12 protein-coding genes are annotated in these 17467 nt (G+C 38.9%); 10 read left to right on the plus strand and 2 right to left on the minus strand.

Translation table 11 applies throughout. The features are described from left to right. The first annotated feature begins 308 nt into the window (after positions 1-308). The 4 genes from J6O61_RS11760 to J6O61_RS11775 all read left to right on the plus strand — a co-directional run bounded on the left by J6O61_RS11760 (position 309) and on the right by J6O61_RS11775 (position 4056). Entirely contained in the window at positions 309-815 is a 507-nt protein-coding gene (locus tag J6O61_RS11760) for a helix-turn-helix domain-containing protein (RefSeq protein WP_292213380.1), read from the plus strand. A 176-nt stretch (positions 816-991) separates the two neighbouring features. After that, positions 992-1447 (plus strand): ACT domain-containing protein, encoded by a 456-nt coding sequence (locus J6O61_RS11765; RefSeq protein WP_292213519.1) that lies wholly within the window; start codon positions 992-994, stop codon positions 1445-1447. Positions 1448-1470: 23 nt separating this feature from the next. Beyond that, a complete protein-coding gene (locus J6O61_RS11770; RefSeq protein ID WP_292213383.1) occupies positions 1471-2679 on the plus strand; it encodes a homoserine dehydrogenase in 1209 nt (402 codons plus the stop codon). A 57-nt stretch (positions 2680-2736) separates the two neighbouring features. Continuing rightward, the gene (locus J6O61_RS11775; protein WP_292213388.1) at positions 2737-4056 is read left to right on the plus strand and encodes an aspartate kinase; all 1320 of its coding nucleotides are present in this window, start codon (positions 2737-2739) and stop codon (positions 4054-4056) included. Between the two features lie 40 nt (positions 4057-4096). Here the strand turns inward: J6O61_RS11775 and J6O61_RS11780 are convergent, their stop codons facing one another. After that, a complete protein-coding gene (locus J6O61_RS11780) occupies positions 4097-4894 on the minus strand; it encodes a hypothetical protein (protein WP_292213391.1) in 798 nt (265 codons plus the stop codon). A 301-nt stretch (positions 4895-5195) separates the two neighbouring features. Here J6O61_RS11780 and J6O61_RS11785 point away from each other — a divergent pair, with 301 nt between their 5' ends. From J6O61_RS11785 to J6O61_RS11805, 5 genes are all read left to right on the plus strand, one after another. Then, positions 5196-5708 carry a DUF6106 family protein gene (locus J6O61_RS11785; protein ID WP_292213394.1) on the plus strand — a complete coding sequence of 171 codons (513 nt, stop codon included), beginning with the start codon at positions 5196-5198 and terminating at the stop codon, positions 5706-5708. 67 nt (positions 5709-5775) lie between these two features. Next, entirely contained in the window at positions 5776-7233 is a 1458-nt protein-coding gene (guaB, locus tag J6O61_RS11790) for an IMP dehydrogenase (RefSeq protein ID WP_292213396.1), read from the plus strand. A gap of 67 nt (positions 7234-7300) precedes the next feature. Next, complete coding sequence (locus J6O61_RS11795; protein WP_292213399.1) at positions 7301-9985, plus strand: bifunctional diguanylate cyclase/phosphodiesterase; 2685 nt, start codon at positions 7301-7303, stop codon at positions 9983-9985. A 65-nt stretch (positions 9986-10050) separates the two neighbouring features. Further along, entirely contained in the window at positions 10051-11760 is a 1710-nt protein-coding gene (locus J6O61_RS11800) for a glutamine--tRNA ligase/YqeY domain fusion protein (protein ID WP_292213401.1), read from the plus strand. A gap of 21 nt (positions 11761-11781) precedes the next feature. Beyond that, the gene (locus tag J6O61_RS11805) at positions 11782-12642 is read left to right on the plus strand and encodes a DUF2225 domain-containing protein (RefSeq protein ID WP_292213403.1); all 861 of its coding nucleotides are present in this window, start codon (positions 11782-11784) and stop codon (positions 12640-12642) included. Between the two features lie 48 nt (positions 12643-12690). Here the strand turns inward: J6O61_RS11805 and J6O61_RS11810 are convergent, their stop codons facing one another. Further along, positions 12691-13023: a hypothetical protein gene (locus tag J6O61_RS11810; protein WP_292213406.1), complete on the minus strand. Its 333-nt coding sequence runs from the start codon at positions 13021-13023 to the stop codon at positions 12691-12693. 204 nt (positions 13024-13227) lie between these two features. On the opposite strand from J6O61_RS11810, the gene J6O61_RS11815 reads away from it, so the two are divergent. Next, on the plus strand, positions 13228-17466 hold the full coding sequence (locus tag J6O61_RS11815) for a hybrid sensor histidine kinase/response regulator (RefSeq protein WP_292213408.1): 4239 nt from the start codon (positions 13228-13230) through the stop codon (positions 17464-17466). Position 17467 lies beyond the last annotated feature (1 nt).

A 17467-nucleotide genomic window follows, 5' to 3' on the forward strand; every position in this document is an offset into this window, starting at 1 on the left:
AGTAAATAGAAAAATCCATTTGTACCCATAGCTTTGGATAGAGCGATTTAGTATGAGCAATAGAGACTGTTAATAAAAAATAAGAGCCTCATTTCCTGTTTTGAATATGCATGAAAGGAAATGAGGCGAATTATTTTGAATTTACTGTCTCTTTGCGAATACTACCCGAGCTCTGGACAAAGCTATGGATACAGATGGATTTTATTTTGGCTCTCGCAAGAATGCATGATTTAGATGACACAATTTAAGATGTATTGTAGAATTAGTAGAATGATATTATGTTATGAAGCATTTACGCGGAGGTTTATATGGGAAAAAGATCTATAAAGGAAAATAAGAATATATATTTTGAGTGCAGAGATAGTTTGGGGCTTTCAAGAGCACAGGCCAGCGAACTTATGGAAGGTATTTCCGAGAGCAGCCTTGAGAAAATGGAGACAGGCAAAACAAATATATATCCTGAAGATGTAGTCCTTATGGCAAAAGCCTATAAAAGACCTGATCTGTGCAATTACTACTGTACACATGAATGTGCTATAGGCAGAACATCTGTACCTGAAGTGAAAATATCCTCTTTATCAGAGATAGTTCTGGCAATGCTTTCATCTTTGAATTCTTTGGAGCGCCAGAAGGACAGACTTATTGAAATTACTGCGGATGGCAAGATATCTGATGATGAGCTTGAAGATTTTGCAAATATTCAAAATCAGCTTGAACATATTGATGCTACGGTAGAAGCCCTTAAACTTTGGGTAAACGGAACAATTGCCGACGGAAAAATAGATAAAGCCAAGCTTGATTCACTAAAAAAATAACAGATATTAAGGCACTCTTTACATATGATTGGGACTAAAGAGTGCTATTTTTGTGACATTTTTTTGATTAACAAGCTTGCCTTTAAAACTTTAATGTGCTAAAATTCTTTGCAGTACATACAAATGTCCGTGATAGAAATACAATTTCAAAGAAAATGTAAGTGAGAAAGGATAAAATGGACCAGGATAGCGGTTTTTATGTAATCAAAAAGAGGGCAGTGCCGGAGGTGCTTTTAAAGGTGGTTGATGCCAAAAAGCTTTTGGAATCCGGCAAAGTCAAGACTGTAAATGAGGCTGCAGACAGTGTCGGCATCAGCAGGAGCTCTTTTTACAAGTATAAAGAAGATATCTATGAATTCCACGATAGTCTTCAGGGAACAACCCTGACTCTTACTTTCCAGATGAATGATGAGGTTGGACTATTATCTTATGTGCTGGGGCTCATTGCAGAGTTCGGAGCCAACATACTTACAATTCATCAATCAATTCCCCTTAATGGAGTGGCATCTATTTCTATAACCATTCAGGTGCTTCCGACTACAAGAGATATTATGGACATGATAAATAAGATGGAAAAGGCTGACGGCGTTCACAAGGTCCACATTACAGGACGCAGCGCAACCTTTACATAATAGAAATTTTTTTGGAGGAAGACATGGCAAAAGTAGCAGTATTAGGATATGGCACAGTAGGGAGCGGTGTTGTTGAAGTGCTTGATACAAACGCCGCAGAAGTTCAAAATAGTGCAGGAGAAAAAATTGAACTTAAGTATATTCTTGATTTGCGTGATTTCCCTGGGGATAAGCATGAATCTCAGGTGGTGCATGACATTAATATAATTCTTGATGATCCTGAAGTAGATGTGATTTGTGAAACTATGGGTGGAATTGAGCCGGCGTTTACTTTTGAAAAACAGGCTCTTTCAAAGGGAAAGTGCGTGTGTACCTCCAATAAGGAACTTGTTGCAGCTCATGGCCCGGAGCTTGTGGAACTTGCAAGGAAAAACGGAGTAAGCTATCTTTTTGAAGCAAGTGTCGGTGGTGGAATTCCTGTACTTCGTTCAATAAATGACTCCCTTAAGCATGAAAAAATAGACTCCATTACAGGTATTTTAAACGGAACAACGAACTATATACTTACCAAGATGGATAAAGAGGGCGTAGGCTTTGCTACAGTTCTTAAAAGGGCGCAGGAAAAGGGATATGCCGAAAGAAATCCTGAAGCTGATGTTGAAGGGTATGATGCCTGCCGTAAGATTGCTATTTTATCAAGCCTTATGAGCGGTAAGCATGTTGACTATGAAGATATATATACTGAGGGAATTTCCCATATTTCGATAGAAGATTTTGAGTATGCAAGATCTCTTAATATGGCGATCAAGCTTCTTGCCATGTGTAAAAGAAATGAGAATGGTTTTTTTACAATTGTAGCTCCGTTTCTTATTCCTTATGAGAATCCTCTTGCCAATGTGAACGGAGTTTTCAATGCCATAAATGTTCATGGAAACATGCTTGGAGATGTAATGTTTTATGGAAAGGGCGCAGGAAAAAATGCTACAGCAAGTGCCGTAGTTGCTGATGTCATCGACATGGTAAAGCATAAAGGAAAACATATTGAAGTTAATATGAATTCCGAAAAGGCAACTCTTACACCAAAGGACAATGCTGTGAGAAGATTCTTTGTAAGAGTATCTGAGTCTCTTAAAGATAGCGCTTTAGAACTTTTCGGAACAAATGCAGATATTGTTAAGTGCGGCAGCGTACATGGAGAGTTTGCATTTATTACTGACCTTATTTCGGAAAAAGATTTTGAAGAAAAGCTTTGGAAACTGGATAGTGTAAAAGGATATTTGAGACTTTACTGATAGCTTTTTAGATCGCTATGTTTTATGAAAAAGAATCACTTTGTAGGAGATAATATTATGAAAAAAGTAGTTAAATTCGGTGGAAGTTCCCTTGCCAGCAGCGAGCAGTTTGAAAAAGTCGGAAACATCATAAAATCAGATCCTGACAGAGTTTATGTTGTTCCTTCAGCTCCGGGAAAAAGGAATTCCAAAGATACAAAGGTTACGGATATGCTCTACAAGACATATGCCCTTGCCGAAGCAGGAAAAGACTTTTCCAAGCAGCTTGAGGATATAAAGGCTCGCTATGATGAGATTATTAAAGGACTTGGATTAAAACTTAGCCTGACGACTGAATTTAAGACAATCGAGAAAAACTTTAAGGCAGCAGCCGGTAAAGATTACGCTGCAAGCCGCGGAGAATACTTAAACGGTATTATCATGGCTGCCTACCTTGGATATGAATTTATAGATTCTGCTACAGTAGTTTCTTTTGACAAGAACGGAGAATTTGACAGTGAAAAGACCAATAAGCAGATGGCCAAAAAGCTTGAGAAAACTCCAAAAGCTGTAATACCGGGATTTTATGGGGCATATCCTGATGGAAGCATCAAGACTTTCTCAAGAGGCGGATCCGACATCACAGGCTCAATTGTTGCAAGGGCTATCAAAGCAGACGTCTACGAGAACTGGACGGATGTGTCAGGATTTTTGGTTGCAGATCCCAGAATCATTGATAAGCCGCCGCACATTGAAACTATTACCTATACAGAGCTTAGAGAGCTTGCATACATGGGTGCCTCTGTTCTTCATGAGGATGCAATATTCCCTGTAAGAAAAGAGGGGATTCCGATCAATATCAGGAATACAAATAAGCCGGAGGATCCGGGAACATGGATTGTAGAGTCAACAGCTAAGAAGTCTAAATACGTAATTACAGGTATAGCAGGCAAAAAAGGATTCTGCTGTGTGAATATCTTAAAGGATCAGATGAATTCGGAGGTGGGATTTGTAAGAAAAGTTCTTCAGGCCTTTGAGGATCAGGATATTTCAATTGAACATGTTCCTTCAGGAATTGATACCATGACTGTTTTTGTTCAGCAGGACGAGTTTATTGAAAAAGAGCAGGCAGTTGTTTCTGAGATACACAGACTTGCAAGACCGGATATGCTTGAAATAGAATCTGATCTGGCACTTATTGCTGTAGTCGGCAGAGGTATGAAACGTACCAGAGGAACAGCAGGAAGAATATTCTCGGCTCTTGCACATGCTAGTGTAAATGTTCGAATGATCGACCAGGGTTCATCTGAGCTTAATATTATAATTGGTGTTGAAACCCGTGATTTTGAGAAGGCAATCCGTGCTATTTATGATATTTTTGTAACTACTCAGGTTTAAAAAAATTCCCCCGGCAATTTTTTAGCCGGGGGTTCATTTTTTACTTAAGAAGATATTCGATGAACAGTTTTGCGTTATCAAGGCGGGTTGTGTTGGCAATGATGCCAACAACAGGTGTGGAGCCTTGATAAAGTCCATTGTCTGAAATGACGGATGAGCCATCAAGAATAATTCCTACAGGAACAGGGGTATCCATTTCAGCAACAGGTGTGTCAGGATACTTGCCTGTTGCGTAGATATCAGCAGCCATAACCGCATATTTATTGTCTTTATCATAGGTTCCATTCATCAAAAAGTCCTGATATTCATCGGAGGCAATGTAGTCTACCAATCCTTTGTCTATGTAGAAAAGCTTGTCACTGTACTTATCCAAAAAGCTTTCGTCATAGACAGTTCTCAGGTCCACGAAAACATCCTGATGAGCATAATAGGAAAATGTATTTTTATCAGCGGCCATTGAGTCAAGCTCTGCAGCTGAGAGATTGGCCATTATCTTCTGGCTTGTGGCAATTGTAACTTCATCTATGATTTCCATATTATAAGTAGCGGAAGTATCGATAAAGCAGCTGCTTGTTTCTGTATCTATTCCTGCATAGCCTACGAATTCATTCTCAAGTACATCTTCTGCATTTGGAGCGTAACTATTCAGCATCAGTCCGTAAAATGCATACGGTTTGTTATTAGTGATGTCTTTTACCAAAATAATCAGGAAAATAATAACTGCAATTGCAACGATTGTATGTATTTTGTAATAATCCCAGAAGTACTGAAGATGGGCTTTAACGCCTTTTCCTTTTAATTTCTTTTGCTGTTCTTTTATCTCCTCGTGTACTGACATAAGTGTAACCTCCTAAAAATGTTAACAAAAATATAATATCTTCTGTTCGAAAAAATGTATATAATAGAATAAGTAATCGTGTGCGGAAACAAAGTGTATTGTTTTAAAAGCACTTGTCACATATGATACAGATTTATAACCTTTAATGTCAATATGAATAATAAAGAAGAGAACAGAGTTTACGGAGAAAATTCAAGCAGATTCCCATGGGGTGTTTTTGCCCCATACCCTTGACACGGCTTTGTTTTAAATATAAGATATTCGGTAAAAATGGCAACTAACAGGAGGAGTATTTTTACAGATGGTTAACGAGAATAATTATGTTGAATGCCTCGTTGAAAGTAAAGCATCGCCGGTTGTTACATTTCTCAAGTATTTGAGCATTTTCTTTGCAGTTGTATTCTTTATTGCAGCTTTTTTACTGGGATTTGGTATAATTGGTCTTATTCTATGCGTGGCAGCAGGTTTTGGGTATCACTTCGCAGCACTTAATGCGAACATTGAGTATGAGTATCAGTATTGCGATCGTGAGATTTCTGTGGACAAGGTTCTTAACAAAAGTTCCCGCAAGCATGTGGGTACTTATTCAGTAGAGCACATTGAAGCAATGGCTCCATCTAAGTCATATCATTTGGACGAATTCAAAAACAAGAATTACAAGATATCTGATTTTTCATCCAAAAATAAGGATGCTCAGCCGGATCCTACATATACTATTTATTATGATGGAAAAGAAAAGATAATATTTGAACCATCTGAAGAGTTTGTTGCAGCTGTTAAAGTTGTTGCACCAAGAAAAGTATTCACGGATTAATGAATATAGATAGATTTACAAGTATAACGCAGTCAATAACAAGATTTTTTTTTAATAGGAGATAATAATGGGACAGATTATTGGTGAAGGAATTACTTTTGATGACGTGCTTTTGGTACCTGCTTATTCACAGGTTATACCTAATCAGGTAGATGTTGGAACTTATCTTACCAAGAAGATCAGACTTAATATTCCTATGATGAGTGCAGGAATGGATACGGTTACAGAGCACAGAATGGCTATTGCAATGGCCAGACAGGGTGGTATTGGTATCATCCACAAGAATATGTCAATCGAAGCTCAGGCAGAGGAGGTTGACAAGGTAAAAAGATCTGAGAATGGTGTTATTACAGATCCATTTTCTCTTTCACCGGATCATACACTTGCAGATGCAGATTCACTTATGGCTAAATTTCGTATTTCAGGTGTACCTATTACAGAGGGCAGAAAGCTTGTTGGTATCATTACGAACAGAGACCTTAAGTTTGAAAAAGATTACTCCAAGAAAATCAAGGAAGTAATGACAAGTGAGAATCTTATTACAGCTAAAGAGGGAATCACTCTTGAAGAAGCTAAGAGCATTCTTGCCAGGTCAAAAAAAGAAAAGCTTCCTATCGTTGATGATGATTATAATCTCGTTGGTCTTATTACCATAAAAGATATAGAAAAAACAATAAAGTATCCCCTTGCTGCAAAAGATGAGAAGGGGCGTCTTTTGTGCGGTGCCGGTGTCGGTATTTCAGCAAACTGCCTTGATCGTGTAGCAGCATTGGTAGATGCTAAAGTTGACGTAATTGTACTTGATTCAGCGCACGGACATTCAGAGAATGTACTTAAGTGCCTTAGAATGATAAAAGAGAAATTCCCGGATCTTCAGGTTATTGCAGGAAACTGTGCTACCGGAGCAGCTACAAAGGACCTTATCGAAGCAGGTGCAGATGCTGTTAAAGTAGGTATAGGACCTGGATCTATCTGCACAACTCGTGTAGTTGCAGGTATCGGTGTTCCTCAGATCACAGCTATAATGGACTGTTATGCAGTTGCTAAACAGTATGGAATCCCGATTATAGCAGATGGTGGTATTAAGTATTCAGGTGATATCACAAAGGCAATTGCTGCCGGCGGAAATATTGTAATGATGGGTTCAATGTTTGCAGGATGCGACGAAGCACCCGGTGAATTCGAACTTTTCCAGGGCAGAAAATACAAGGTTTACCGAGGAATGGGTTCTATTGCAGCTATGGAAAACGGCTCAAAGGATCGTTATTTCCAGGAAGATGCCAAGAAGCTTGTTCCTGAAGGTGTTGAAGGCCGTGTAGCTTACAAGGGAACAGTTGAAGACACTGTATTCCAGCTTATCGGTGGACTTCGTTCAGGCATGGGATATTGTGGATGTAAGACAATCGATGAACTGAAAGAGAACGGCAGATTTATCAAGATTACATCAGCTGCACTTCGTGAGTCACATCCTCACGATATACAGATTACAAAGGAAGCACCTAACTATAGCGCTTCTGACAGATAAAATATTCTCTAGGGGTGAAAACTTGCAAGAGCATATTACGGAAATACAAGCAAAAAACACTAATGAAATGGGTTCTCTAAAGGATTTTAGCGGAACCCTTAGTGATTTTGCGCAAAAAAGCAGTGTTTCAATCCAGTCATGGCAGGATAAGTTCTGCGAAATGGCCGGAATATATGCTTTTTGTCTGGATGCCAAGGGAAATCAGCTTAGCAGTTTCTCAGGCAATCCAAGAGAAGTGCAGATCATTCAGAAATATATAACAGATGTAAGGGTACACAATATATTCAAGCGTGTGTCAGAAAGCGAGCTTGAGGATCAGGCTGTTGAAATCACAGAGGTTCCTAATTTGAAGCTCGCAGCTGTTGCTGTCAAAAATGATTATTCTACTGCTGCAGTATGGATTGTTTGCGGCGTGTTTACCGATGCGGAATATGAAAAAGAGTTTTATCATGTTCCGCCATTGGAATCTTTTACATATCAGATTTCAGAACTTAAATTTTATAAGACTTTAGATCTTTTAAGGGAATCTTTAAGTGTTGTCATAGGGATGGAAACATCCAGAAGTGCTGCTGAAGAAAATAGCAAGGTTAGTAAAAAGCAGGAACTTGAAATGACAAGCTCCTTCAGAAGAGCTGAGATTATGACTGAAATAGTCTCGCTTCTTGACAGCGATGATTCTATAGAAGAGATAATGGCAACTATGTTGACCAAACTGTGTGAGTACCTGCAGATAAGCAATGCCTTTACCTGCAGGATTCATCACACTCATTTGATGGATATAGTGGTTCAGTGGACGGCAGCAGGTGTTGCCAAAATGTATCCCGAAACTACTGATCAGGAAAAATGCTGGTTTTTAGGTTCTGAGAAAACTGTGGTAGTATCAAGTGACAGCCAGATGAATGCCGGAGAAAGAGAGCAGCTTGATAATCTGTCTGTTAAAGCACTGGTTTCAATGCCTGTTGTTGTAAACAACAGTGCTCTGTTTTATGCATGCTTTACAGAAACCAGGGAAATAAAGATATGGTCTATTGACGACATAAAATTTATAAACGATGCTATCAGAGTGCTGCAAAGTATTATTACAAAGAGACTTCAAAAAAATTCTCTTGCAAGCTCTTTTGCCTCACTTGAATCAGTTCTTGATAATGTAGGAAGTGCTATCTATGTGAGAGATATTGAGACCGGAGTACTTCTTTTTGCCAATAGGAGCTTTAAAAAGAACTTCAGCAAAGAAATCACCGAAAATAAACTGGTAGATCTTTTCGAATCAAATATTCCATCGAGAAGCCATAGCGGTAACTATGAGGTTAATCATAAGGCAAGAGGAAAGTGGTATGACGTTTACTATACCAGGATAAAGTGGGTTGACGGTCGGCCGGTATCCTTGTGTGCGCTTTATGATATTACTGAGAAAAAGCTGTATCAGAGGCGAATTGAGCTTCAGGCATATACGGACTTCCTTACAGGACTATATAACAGAATGTGCTGTGAAAAGGATCTTGCAAAATATGTGGATGAGGCCAGACAGACAGGTACCCATGGTGCGCTTATGTATCTTGACCTCGATGACTTTAAGCATATCAATGACAGTTTAGGACATCAGTACGGGGATGTTCTTCTTCAGGATATATCCAAGACTATCAGCAGAATAGACGGAATTGGCAATTCATGTTACAGAATGGGCGGTGATGAGTTTGTAATCATCGTTCCTCCTGAGAATTTTGACAGACTTGACAAGATTATGGAAGAGATCAAGGATGCATTTGCAACTCCATGGTATTTAAAGGATAGTGATTATTACTGCACAATGAGTATGGGAATCGTTAAGTTCCCTGATCACGGCGATAACGTTTCTGAACTCATCAGAAAGTCGGATGTTGCCATGTATGAAGCCAAGAAATCCGGAAAGAACAGAGTGGCAGAGTATTCTGATAATATTGACTCTTCTTCAATTCACAGACTTGATCTTGAAAAGAGTATGTATGATGCTATTGGCAAAAGCTGTGAGGAGTTTGAGGTTTATTTTCAGCCTGTCATCAGTGAGCCGCTGGATTACAAGGGCGGTACAGGACAGTTCAAACATATTGGCGCTGAGGCGCTTGTAAGATGGAACAGCGGCAGACTTGGATTTTTAAATCCGGATGAATTTGTTCCGCTTGCTGAGTATTTGGGACTTATAAATCCCATAGGCAATCATGTGCTAAAAAAGGCCTGTGAGTGTTGCAGACAGTGGAATGAGTCGGGAACAGGCGAATTTGCAGTAAGTGTAAATCTGTCGGTAGTGCAGATAATGCAGACGGATATTGTGGATATAATAAAAGAGTGCCTTGAAGAAAATCATCTAAAGCCTCACAACCTGATATTGGAGCTTACAGAGAGACTTGCTATAAATGATCTTGCAAGAACCAAGCAGACGCTTCTTGATATAAAGGCTTTGGGAGTAAGACTTGCACTTGATGACTTCGGAACAGGATATTCAGCTCTGAGTAGTCTCAGGGCACTTCCCTTTGACATCATAAAGGTTGATCAGAATTTCTCCAGAGGAATAGAGCATGATGATTACTCCAAAGCCTTCATAAAGACCATCAGTCAGCTGGGAAAGACCATAGGCGCAGAAGTTTGCGTCGAAGGAATAGAAACCAAACAACAGCTGCATGCGCTTAAAGGTCTTGGAGTTAAGTATGTACAGGGCTATTACTATGATAAGCCTTTAAGAAGGGCTGCATTTGAAGAAAAATACGTCTATAGTTAAATGCGTCATAGTATGTTATACTAATACATACGATTAAAATTTAGAAAGTTGGTAGTAAGATTAAAATGGCAGAGGAAGTAGTAACAAAAGCAAATGACAATGCTGAGGAAGGCAATACACCTTCAAGGCATTTTATTGAAGCGGCAATTGATAAAGATTTACAGGATGGAGTATATGATCATGTTCATACTCGTTTTCCTCCTGAACCTAACGGCTTTTTACATATAGGACATGCCAAGAGTATTCTTTTGAACTATGGAATGGCAAAAGAGTATGGCGGCAAGTTCAACATGAGATTTGATGACACCAACCCTACAAAAGAGAAAGCAGAGTTTATGGACTCTATCATCGAAGATGTTAAGTGGCTTGGTGCCGATTATGAGGATCGTTTGTTCCATGCATCGGATTATTTTGATGAGATGTATGAAGATGCAGTTAATCTTATCAAGAAGGGTAAGGCATATGTTTCAGAACTTACTGCTGATGAGATGCGTGAGTATAGAGGAACACTTACTGAACCGGGTAAGAATGACCCTGACAGAGACAGAAGCGTAGAAGAAAACCTAAGACTCTTTGAAGATATGAAGAATGGCAAAGTGGCTGATGGAGCTATGACACTTCGTGCCAGGATTGACATGGCTTCACCTAACATTAACATGAGAGATCCTATAATCTACAGGGTTGCTCACATGACTCATGCAAGAACAGGCGACAAGTGGTGCATTTATCCTATGTATGACTTTGCTCATCCTATCGAGGATGCAATTGAGGGTATAACACATTCCCTTTGCACACTGGAGTTTGAAGATCACAGACCTCTTTACGATTGGGTAAAAACAGAGTGCGAGTACAAAAATCCTCCGAGACAGATTGAGTTTGCTAAGCTTTATCTTAATAATGTGGTTACAGGAAAAAGATATATCAAACGTCTTGTAGAAGATGGAATAGTTGATGGATGGGATGATCCGAGACTTGTAACTATCGCATCTCTTCGCAGAAGAGGATTTACACCTGAGTCAATTAAGATGTTTGTAGATATGTGCGGTATCAGTAAAGCTAACTCCACAGCAGAGTATGCGATGCTTGAATATTGTATAAGAGAGGATCTTAAGCTTAAGGCCAGGAGAATGCTTGCTATTCTCGATCCGGTAAAGCTCATAATAGATAATTATCCTGAGGGACAGACAGAGTATCTGGAAATTGAGAACAACAAGGAAGTTCCTGAAATGGGAACAAGAAAGATTCCTTTTGGAAAAGAGCTCTATATTGAGAGAGAGGATTTCTACGAGAATCCTCCTAAGAAATACTTCCGTCTTTTCCCCGGCAATGAAGTAAGACTTATGAATGCTTACTTTGTTACATGCACCGGATGTGACAAGGATGAGAATGGCAATGTGATTGCAGTTCATTGTACATATGATCCTGAAACGAAATCCGGCAGCGGATTTAATGCCAGAAAAGTCAAGGGAACAATCCATTGGGTTTCTGCAAATGAAGCTCTGGATGCAGAAGTTCGTTTATATGAGAATATAATTGATGAAGAAAAGGGTGTATATAACGAGGAGGATGGTTCACTTAATCTAAACCCCAACTCCATTACAGTTATAAAGCATGCTAAGCTTGAACCTGAACTTAAGGAGGCGAAAGCCTACGACAAGTTCCAGTTTGTAAGAAACGGATTTTTCTGTGTTGATTATAAGGATTCTAAAGAGGGAGCACCTGTGTTTAACAGGATTGTGTCACTAAAGAGTTCGTTTGTGTTACCAAAAAATTAATTTGAGAAAAGAGGTATAGGCATGGCTGGTATTTTTTCTGGACTTGAAAAACTTGGACTGGGAAACATCGGTGGTGGTGACCTTTTTGAAGATCCCAAGAAAAAAGAAGAAGTTATAAAGAAGGAAGAACCAAAGAAAAAATTAAATCTTGTAAAAGAAGAAGACTTTCTTTTTGACAAGAAATATAAATGTCCGGTCTGTGAATCTGAATTTGAGGCAAAAACAGTCAGAACCGGTAAAGTTAGAATGAAGGCTGTTGATATAGACCTTAGACCTGACTACAGCGAAGTTGATCAGAATAAGTATGATGTTATTGCATGCCCTGAATGTGGATATGCGGCTCTTGGAAGATACTTTACAACTCTGAATAAGTATCAGATTGAAGACATCAGAGTTAAGATCTGCATGAACTACAGAAAAATAGTTTATAAAGAGCCTACCTACAGCTATGAGCATGCCAAGAACCTTTATCAGCTGGCGCTTGCCAATGCTGTAGTAAAGAAGGCCAAGAACAGTGAAAAGGCTTATATCTGCCTGAAAACTGCATGGTTGGTACGAGGCGAGACTCAGCGTCTTGACACAACAGACCCTGAGTATGAAAACAAGAAAAAAGAAAATGATGATCAGGAAAAAGAACTCCTTACAAATGCATTAAATGGATTTGTTATGGCCAGACAGTCAGAGGAATTTCCGATTGCAGGAATGGACTCTACAACCCTTGATTATCTGATTGGAGCTCTTGCTGTGGAAACAGAGCAGTATGATGTAGCCAGCAAGATGATTTCCGAGATACTGACATCACGAGTAGCTAACAGCCGTATTAAAGATAAAGCAAGACTCCTCAAGGATATGCTTATCGAGAAAACCGGTGAACAGTCATAATTAGACATAGAGAAATTTCCAAAAATAAAAGGTGCCCAAGCGGCACCTTTATTTTTCGTCTTCGTCATCGAAGAACTCTTCTGTGGAAGATGGTTCTTCTTTTGAATCTTCGGTTGATTCTTCAGTTTGTGCGGAATCTGTGGATTCTGCGGAACTGTCAGAATCGGATGTCTTTATATCTACGTACTTTCTTGAAGTAGGTTTAATCTCTTTTTCATCTTCGAGATCGTCCTCAAAGTCCTCATAATCATCAAAATCATCATCGAAGCTGTCAGCTATTTCAGCTTCTCTCTTGGTGAGATAGTAATAAGCACCGGCTGCTGCAGCACCTACTGCTGTGCAAAACAATATAAACTTACCAAAACCACTGTTTTTGGACATCTTAAATTCCTCCTATCGAACGATAAATTAATTTTAATACAATTTAATTACAAATAAAAGCGTTAATTCATTGATATTCGAAAAAGTTTAAGGAAATCTAATGCTTTTATAAGAATCACGAAATAATTTGAGATGGGCGTGGATGATATAATGTAATGTGCGAAAACATAATTACGTACATCAAACTGAGCGGGAGATCATACAATGCCAGGGCTGAGATTAAAGAAAATAGCTTTATTATATATGTTTTTTATATGCTTTCTTTTGATGCCATTTAGCACTATGGCTGCAGATGATGGAGAAGCTTCGGAAGATCACGCCGGCGGAGCTATGGCTGCTACAGGGCAGCTTAAAGGTGTAGGATATGCGACCAAGCTCTATAACTCATCAAATGGACTTCCAACATCGGATGCAAATTGCATATTATCAACAAGTGATGGATATATCTGGGTTGGTGGTTATGCAGGGCTTATGAAATATGACGGTATTTCTTTTGAGAGACAGGATTCAACTACAGGACTTACCAATGCCAACGCGCTTTTAGAAGATGAGAAAAAAAGAATCTGGGTTGGTACAAATGATAATGGAATACTGGTTTATGACAACGGTGTAACCACCCATAGGTATACCTATTTGGACGGACTTAAATCATCTACAATGAGATCCCTTGCTGAAAGCATAGACGGATCTGTTTATGCAGGCTCCACTAATGGAATTTCCTATGTTGACTCAAATATGAAGCTTCATCTTGTGGATGATTCAATGCTTAGCGATACATACATAATGAAGCTGTGTTCTGACAAAGATGGAAGGATATATGGATGTAACAGAGTTGGTGAAGTTTTTTGTATTGAAAACGGGGAAATTATTTCATATTTCTCAAGCGATGATCTTGGAATTGAGATGATTACAACTATTTTTGTGGATCCCGAAACACAAGGATATCTTTATTATGGGACTACATCCGATAAGTTGTATTACGGAAGATTTGGCAGCAAGGGAATGGGACTTAAAAGAATATCCGTAAGTCCTGCCAATGATATTTCGTGGATTACGGAGGCAGCAGACAGAATATGGGTTATGTCAGGCAGCGTTGTTGGGTATCTCGATCAGAAAAACAGATATATTACACTTAATAATCTGCCTCTTACCAGTCTGATTGGTTCTATGATAGAGGATTATGAAGGAAATCTGTGGTTTTCATCAACGCGTCAGGGGATTATGAAGCTGGTTTCCAATAGTTTTGTGGATATTTCTGAGAGAGCGGATGCCGGCAACGAAGTTGTAAATACGACTTGCACATATAATGGCGCTTTGTATGTGGGAACGGAAAAGGGACTTGAAATTATAACTTCAGGGAACCATAAAATTGAAAATATCCTGACAGATGAGCTTCAAGGAACCAGAATACGATGCATCATAAAAGATGACGACAATAATCTGTGGATTGCAACTTATACGAATGATAAGGGGCTTATTTGTTATACGCGAAACAGACAGATCATAAGATTTGATGAGAAATCAGGCTTTATCTGTAATGAAGTCAGAAGTATTGTTAAAAGAGATGATGGTTCTTTACTTGTATCAACCAACAGAGGACTGGCCATAATAAAGGACAAAGAGGTTATAGATACAATAGGAAAAGAAGGAGAGGTGACCAATACTTTATTTTTAACATCTGCAGAAGGCCCCAATGGAGAAATATACATAGGTACTGATGGCGATGGTATATATATTGTTGATAAGGATAAAAAAATCAGAAAGCTGGGAAGAAATGACGGACTGACCAGTGATGTTATCATGAGAATAAAAAGGGATAAGGAAAGAGGAGTCTATTGGGTAATCTCATCCAACGCTCTTGGATATATGAAGGATGAAAAGATTCACATAGTAGAAAAATTTCCCTATTCAAATAATTATGATATTTTCTTTAGTAAGTCAGGTGATGCATGGGTACTTGCGTCAAATGGAATCTATGTTGCCAATGGGCAGGATATGATAGACGGAAAAGATTTTAAGTACCAGTTTTTTGATGCAGCAAGTGGACTTCCCAGTGTTCCTACAGGAAATTCCTATAGTGACATAGATGATGAGGGAAATCTTTATATAAGCGGAAGAAGCGGTGTAAGCAGTGTGAATATTGATGACTATATAGATCGTGAAGCTTATGTAAAGGTCTATATCAAATCAATAACTGTCGATGATAAAACCATTAATCCGGAGCAGGATGGAACTTATGTTATTCCGGCTTCAAGAGGGAGAATTCAGATTTCTGCTTCAATTCTAAATTATACTCTTATCAATCCAAGAGTAAAAATATACCTTGAGGGAGCGGATGATGAAGGTGTAACAATGTATCAGAGCAACATGTCGGCTTTGGAATACACTGCACTTCCTCATGGCAACTATAAGCTTCACGTACAGCTTCAGAGCCAGGCAACAGGCAATGTATATCAGGATGAGGTCTTTAAAATAAAAAAAGAAGCAAGACCTACAGAAATATTGGCGGTAAGACTTCTTATAATACTTGTTGGAGCAGCGATTGTAGCGTTTGTGGTATGGCAGATTATGAGCGGAACTGTCATTCGTAAACAGTATGAGCAGATACGCGTGGCCAAAGATGAAGCAGATAGGGCAAACAGCGCAAAATCAAGGTTCCTTGCAAATATGTCTCATGAGATACGTACTCCCATAAATACTATAATGGGTATGGATGAAATGATAATGAGGCAGGAAGCGGATGGAGTTCCCAAAGAGTACTATCAGAGCATAATGAGCTATGCAAGTGATATAAAGAGAGCTTCAGAATCCCTTTTGGGACTTATAAATGACGTACTTGACCTGTCTAAAATAGAGTCGGGAAAAGTATACCTTGTGGAGCAGGAATACAGCTTTGAAGAACTTTTAAGATCAATAATTCCAATGATACGGGTAAGGAGTAATCTAAAGAATCTTGATTTTAAAGTTGAAGTAGACGAAAAGCTTCCGCAAAAGCTATATGGTGATGATGGAAAGATAAGACAGGTCGTATTAAACCTTTTGACAAATGCAGTTAAGTATACTGAAAAAGGTGGATTTACGCTAAAGGTTGAAAAGGTATGGGGAGATGCTGAAAGCTGTAGGCTAAGATTCAGCGTGACTGATACAGGAATAGGAGTTAAGCCGGAAGATATAGACAAGCTTTTTTCAGCCTTCGAAAGAGTTGACGAAAACAGGAACCGCTCAATACAAGGGACAGGTCTTGGGCTTCACATTTCAAAACAGTTCGCCGAGCTTATGAAGGGGGAACTTAAGTGTGAAAGCGTCTATGGAAAAGGCTCCACATTTACATTTGAGCTGGAGCAGAAAGTTATAAGCAGCGATGCTATAGGTGTATTTCATGAGGATAGCGGGGAAGTTAAGGTCGGACCTTATATTCCTGAAGTATATGCCCCTGAAGGAAAAGTTTTGGTTGTTGATGATGATGCCATGAACAGGCAGGTTATATCAGGGCTCCTTAGCAGAACAGGCTTACAGCTTACTTGCGCAACAAACGGACGGGAATGTCTGGATAAGCTAAAAGAGGATACGTTCCACTTGGTTTTGCTGGATCATATGATGCCGGTTATGGACGGACTTGAGACTATCAAAGAATTAAGAAAAGACTATCCTGACCTTCCTGTTCTTATGCTGACTGCCAATGCTGCAAACAGTGGCAATGAGTTCTATAAAAACCATGGCTTTAACGGATATCTTCCAAAGCCGATAAACGGATCTGATCTTGAAAAGGCAATAAGAGAGTATATTCCAAAAGATCTTTTGACAGAAAAGATTCCGGACAGCGTTGTAGTGGATAATGAAATGCTTGTTAATGATCCTGGAGATATGTCATGGGTAAAAGATATTGAGGGCATTTCCATTGATGAAGGAATAACGAACTGTGGAAGCAAAGAATCTTTTGTCAGCGCCCTTACACTTTTTGCCAATACTGTTTCTGACAACTCTGAAGTTATTGAGAAAGCTTATGAAGAAAAAGATATTAAAGCCTACACTATCAAAGTTCATGCATTAAAGAGTGCTGCAAGGCTGATAGGAGCAATGGATCTTTCTGAACTTGCCAAAAAGCTTGAGGCAGCAGGCAATGATAATGACATTGAGTTTATCAATGAAAAGACTAAAATTCTTCTTGATAAATATCGTGGATTCAGGGAAAAATTAAGAGTTCTATTGGAGAAGTCTTCTGATGATTCGGATAAAGAGCTGATTCCTGAAAACGATTTAAAGGAAGCTTATGAAGCTCTTAAAGAATTTACCGGGCAAATGGAGTATGATGGCGCTATAATGGTAGTTGAGCAGGTAAAAAAGTACAGGCTTCCCGATAAAGATAAGAAAGTGTTTGATAATATAGAACATGCTTTAAAGCAATTTGATTGGGACAAAGTGGAAAACGAACTAAAGACATGAT

Origin of the sequence: Butyrivibrio sp., from assembly GCF_017635265.1 — a bacterium.
In the GTDB taxonomy this organism is placed as follows: domain Bacteria; phylum Bacillota; class Clostridia; order Lachnospirales; family Lachnospiraceae; genus Butyrivibrio.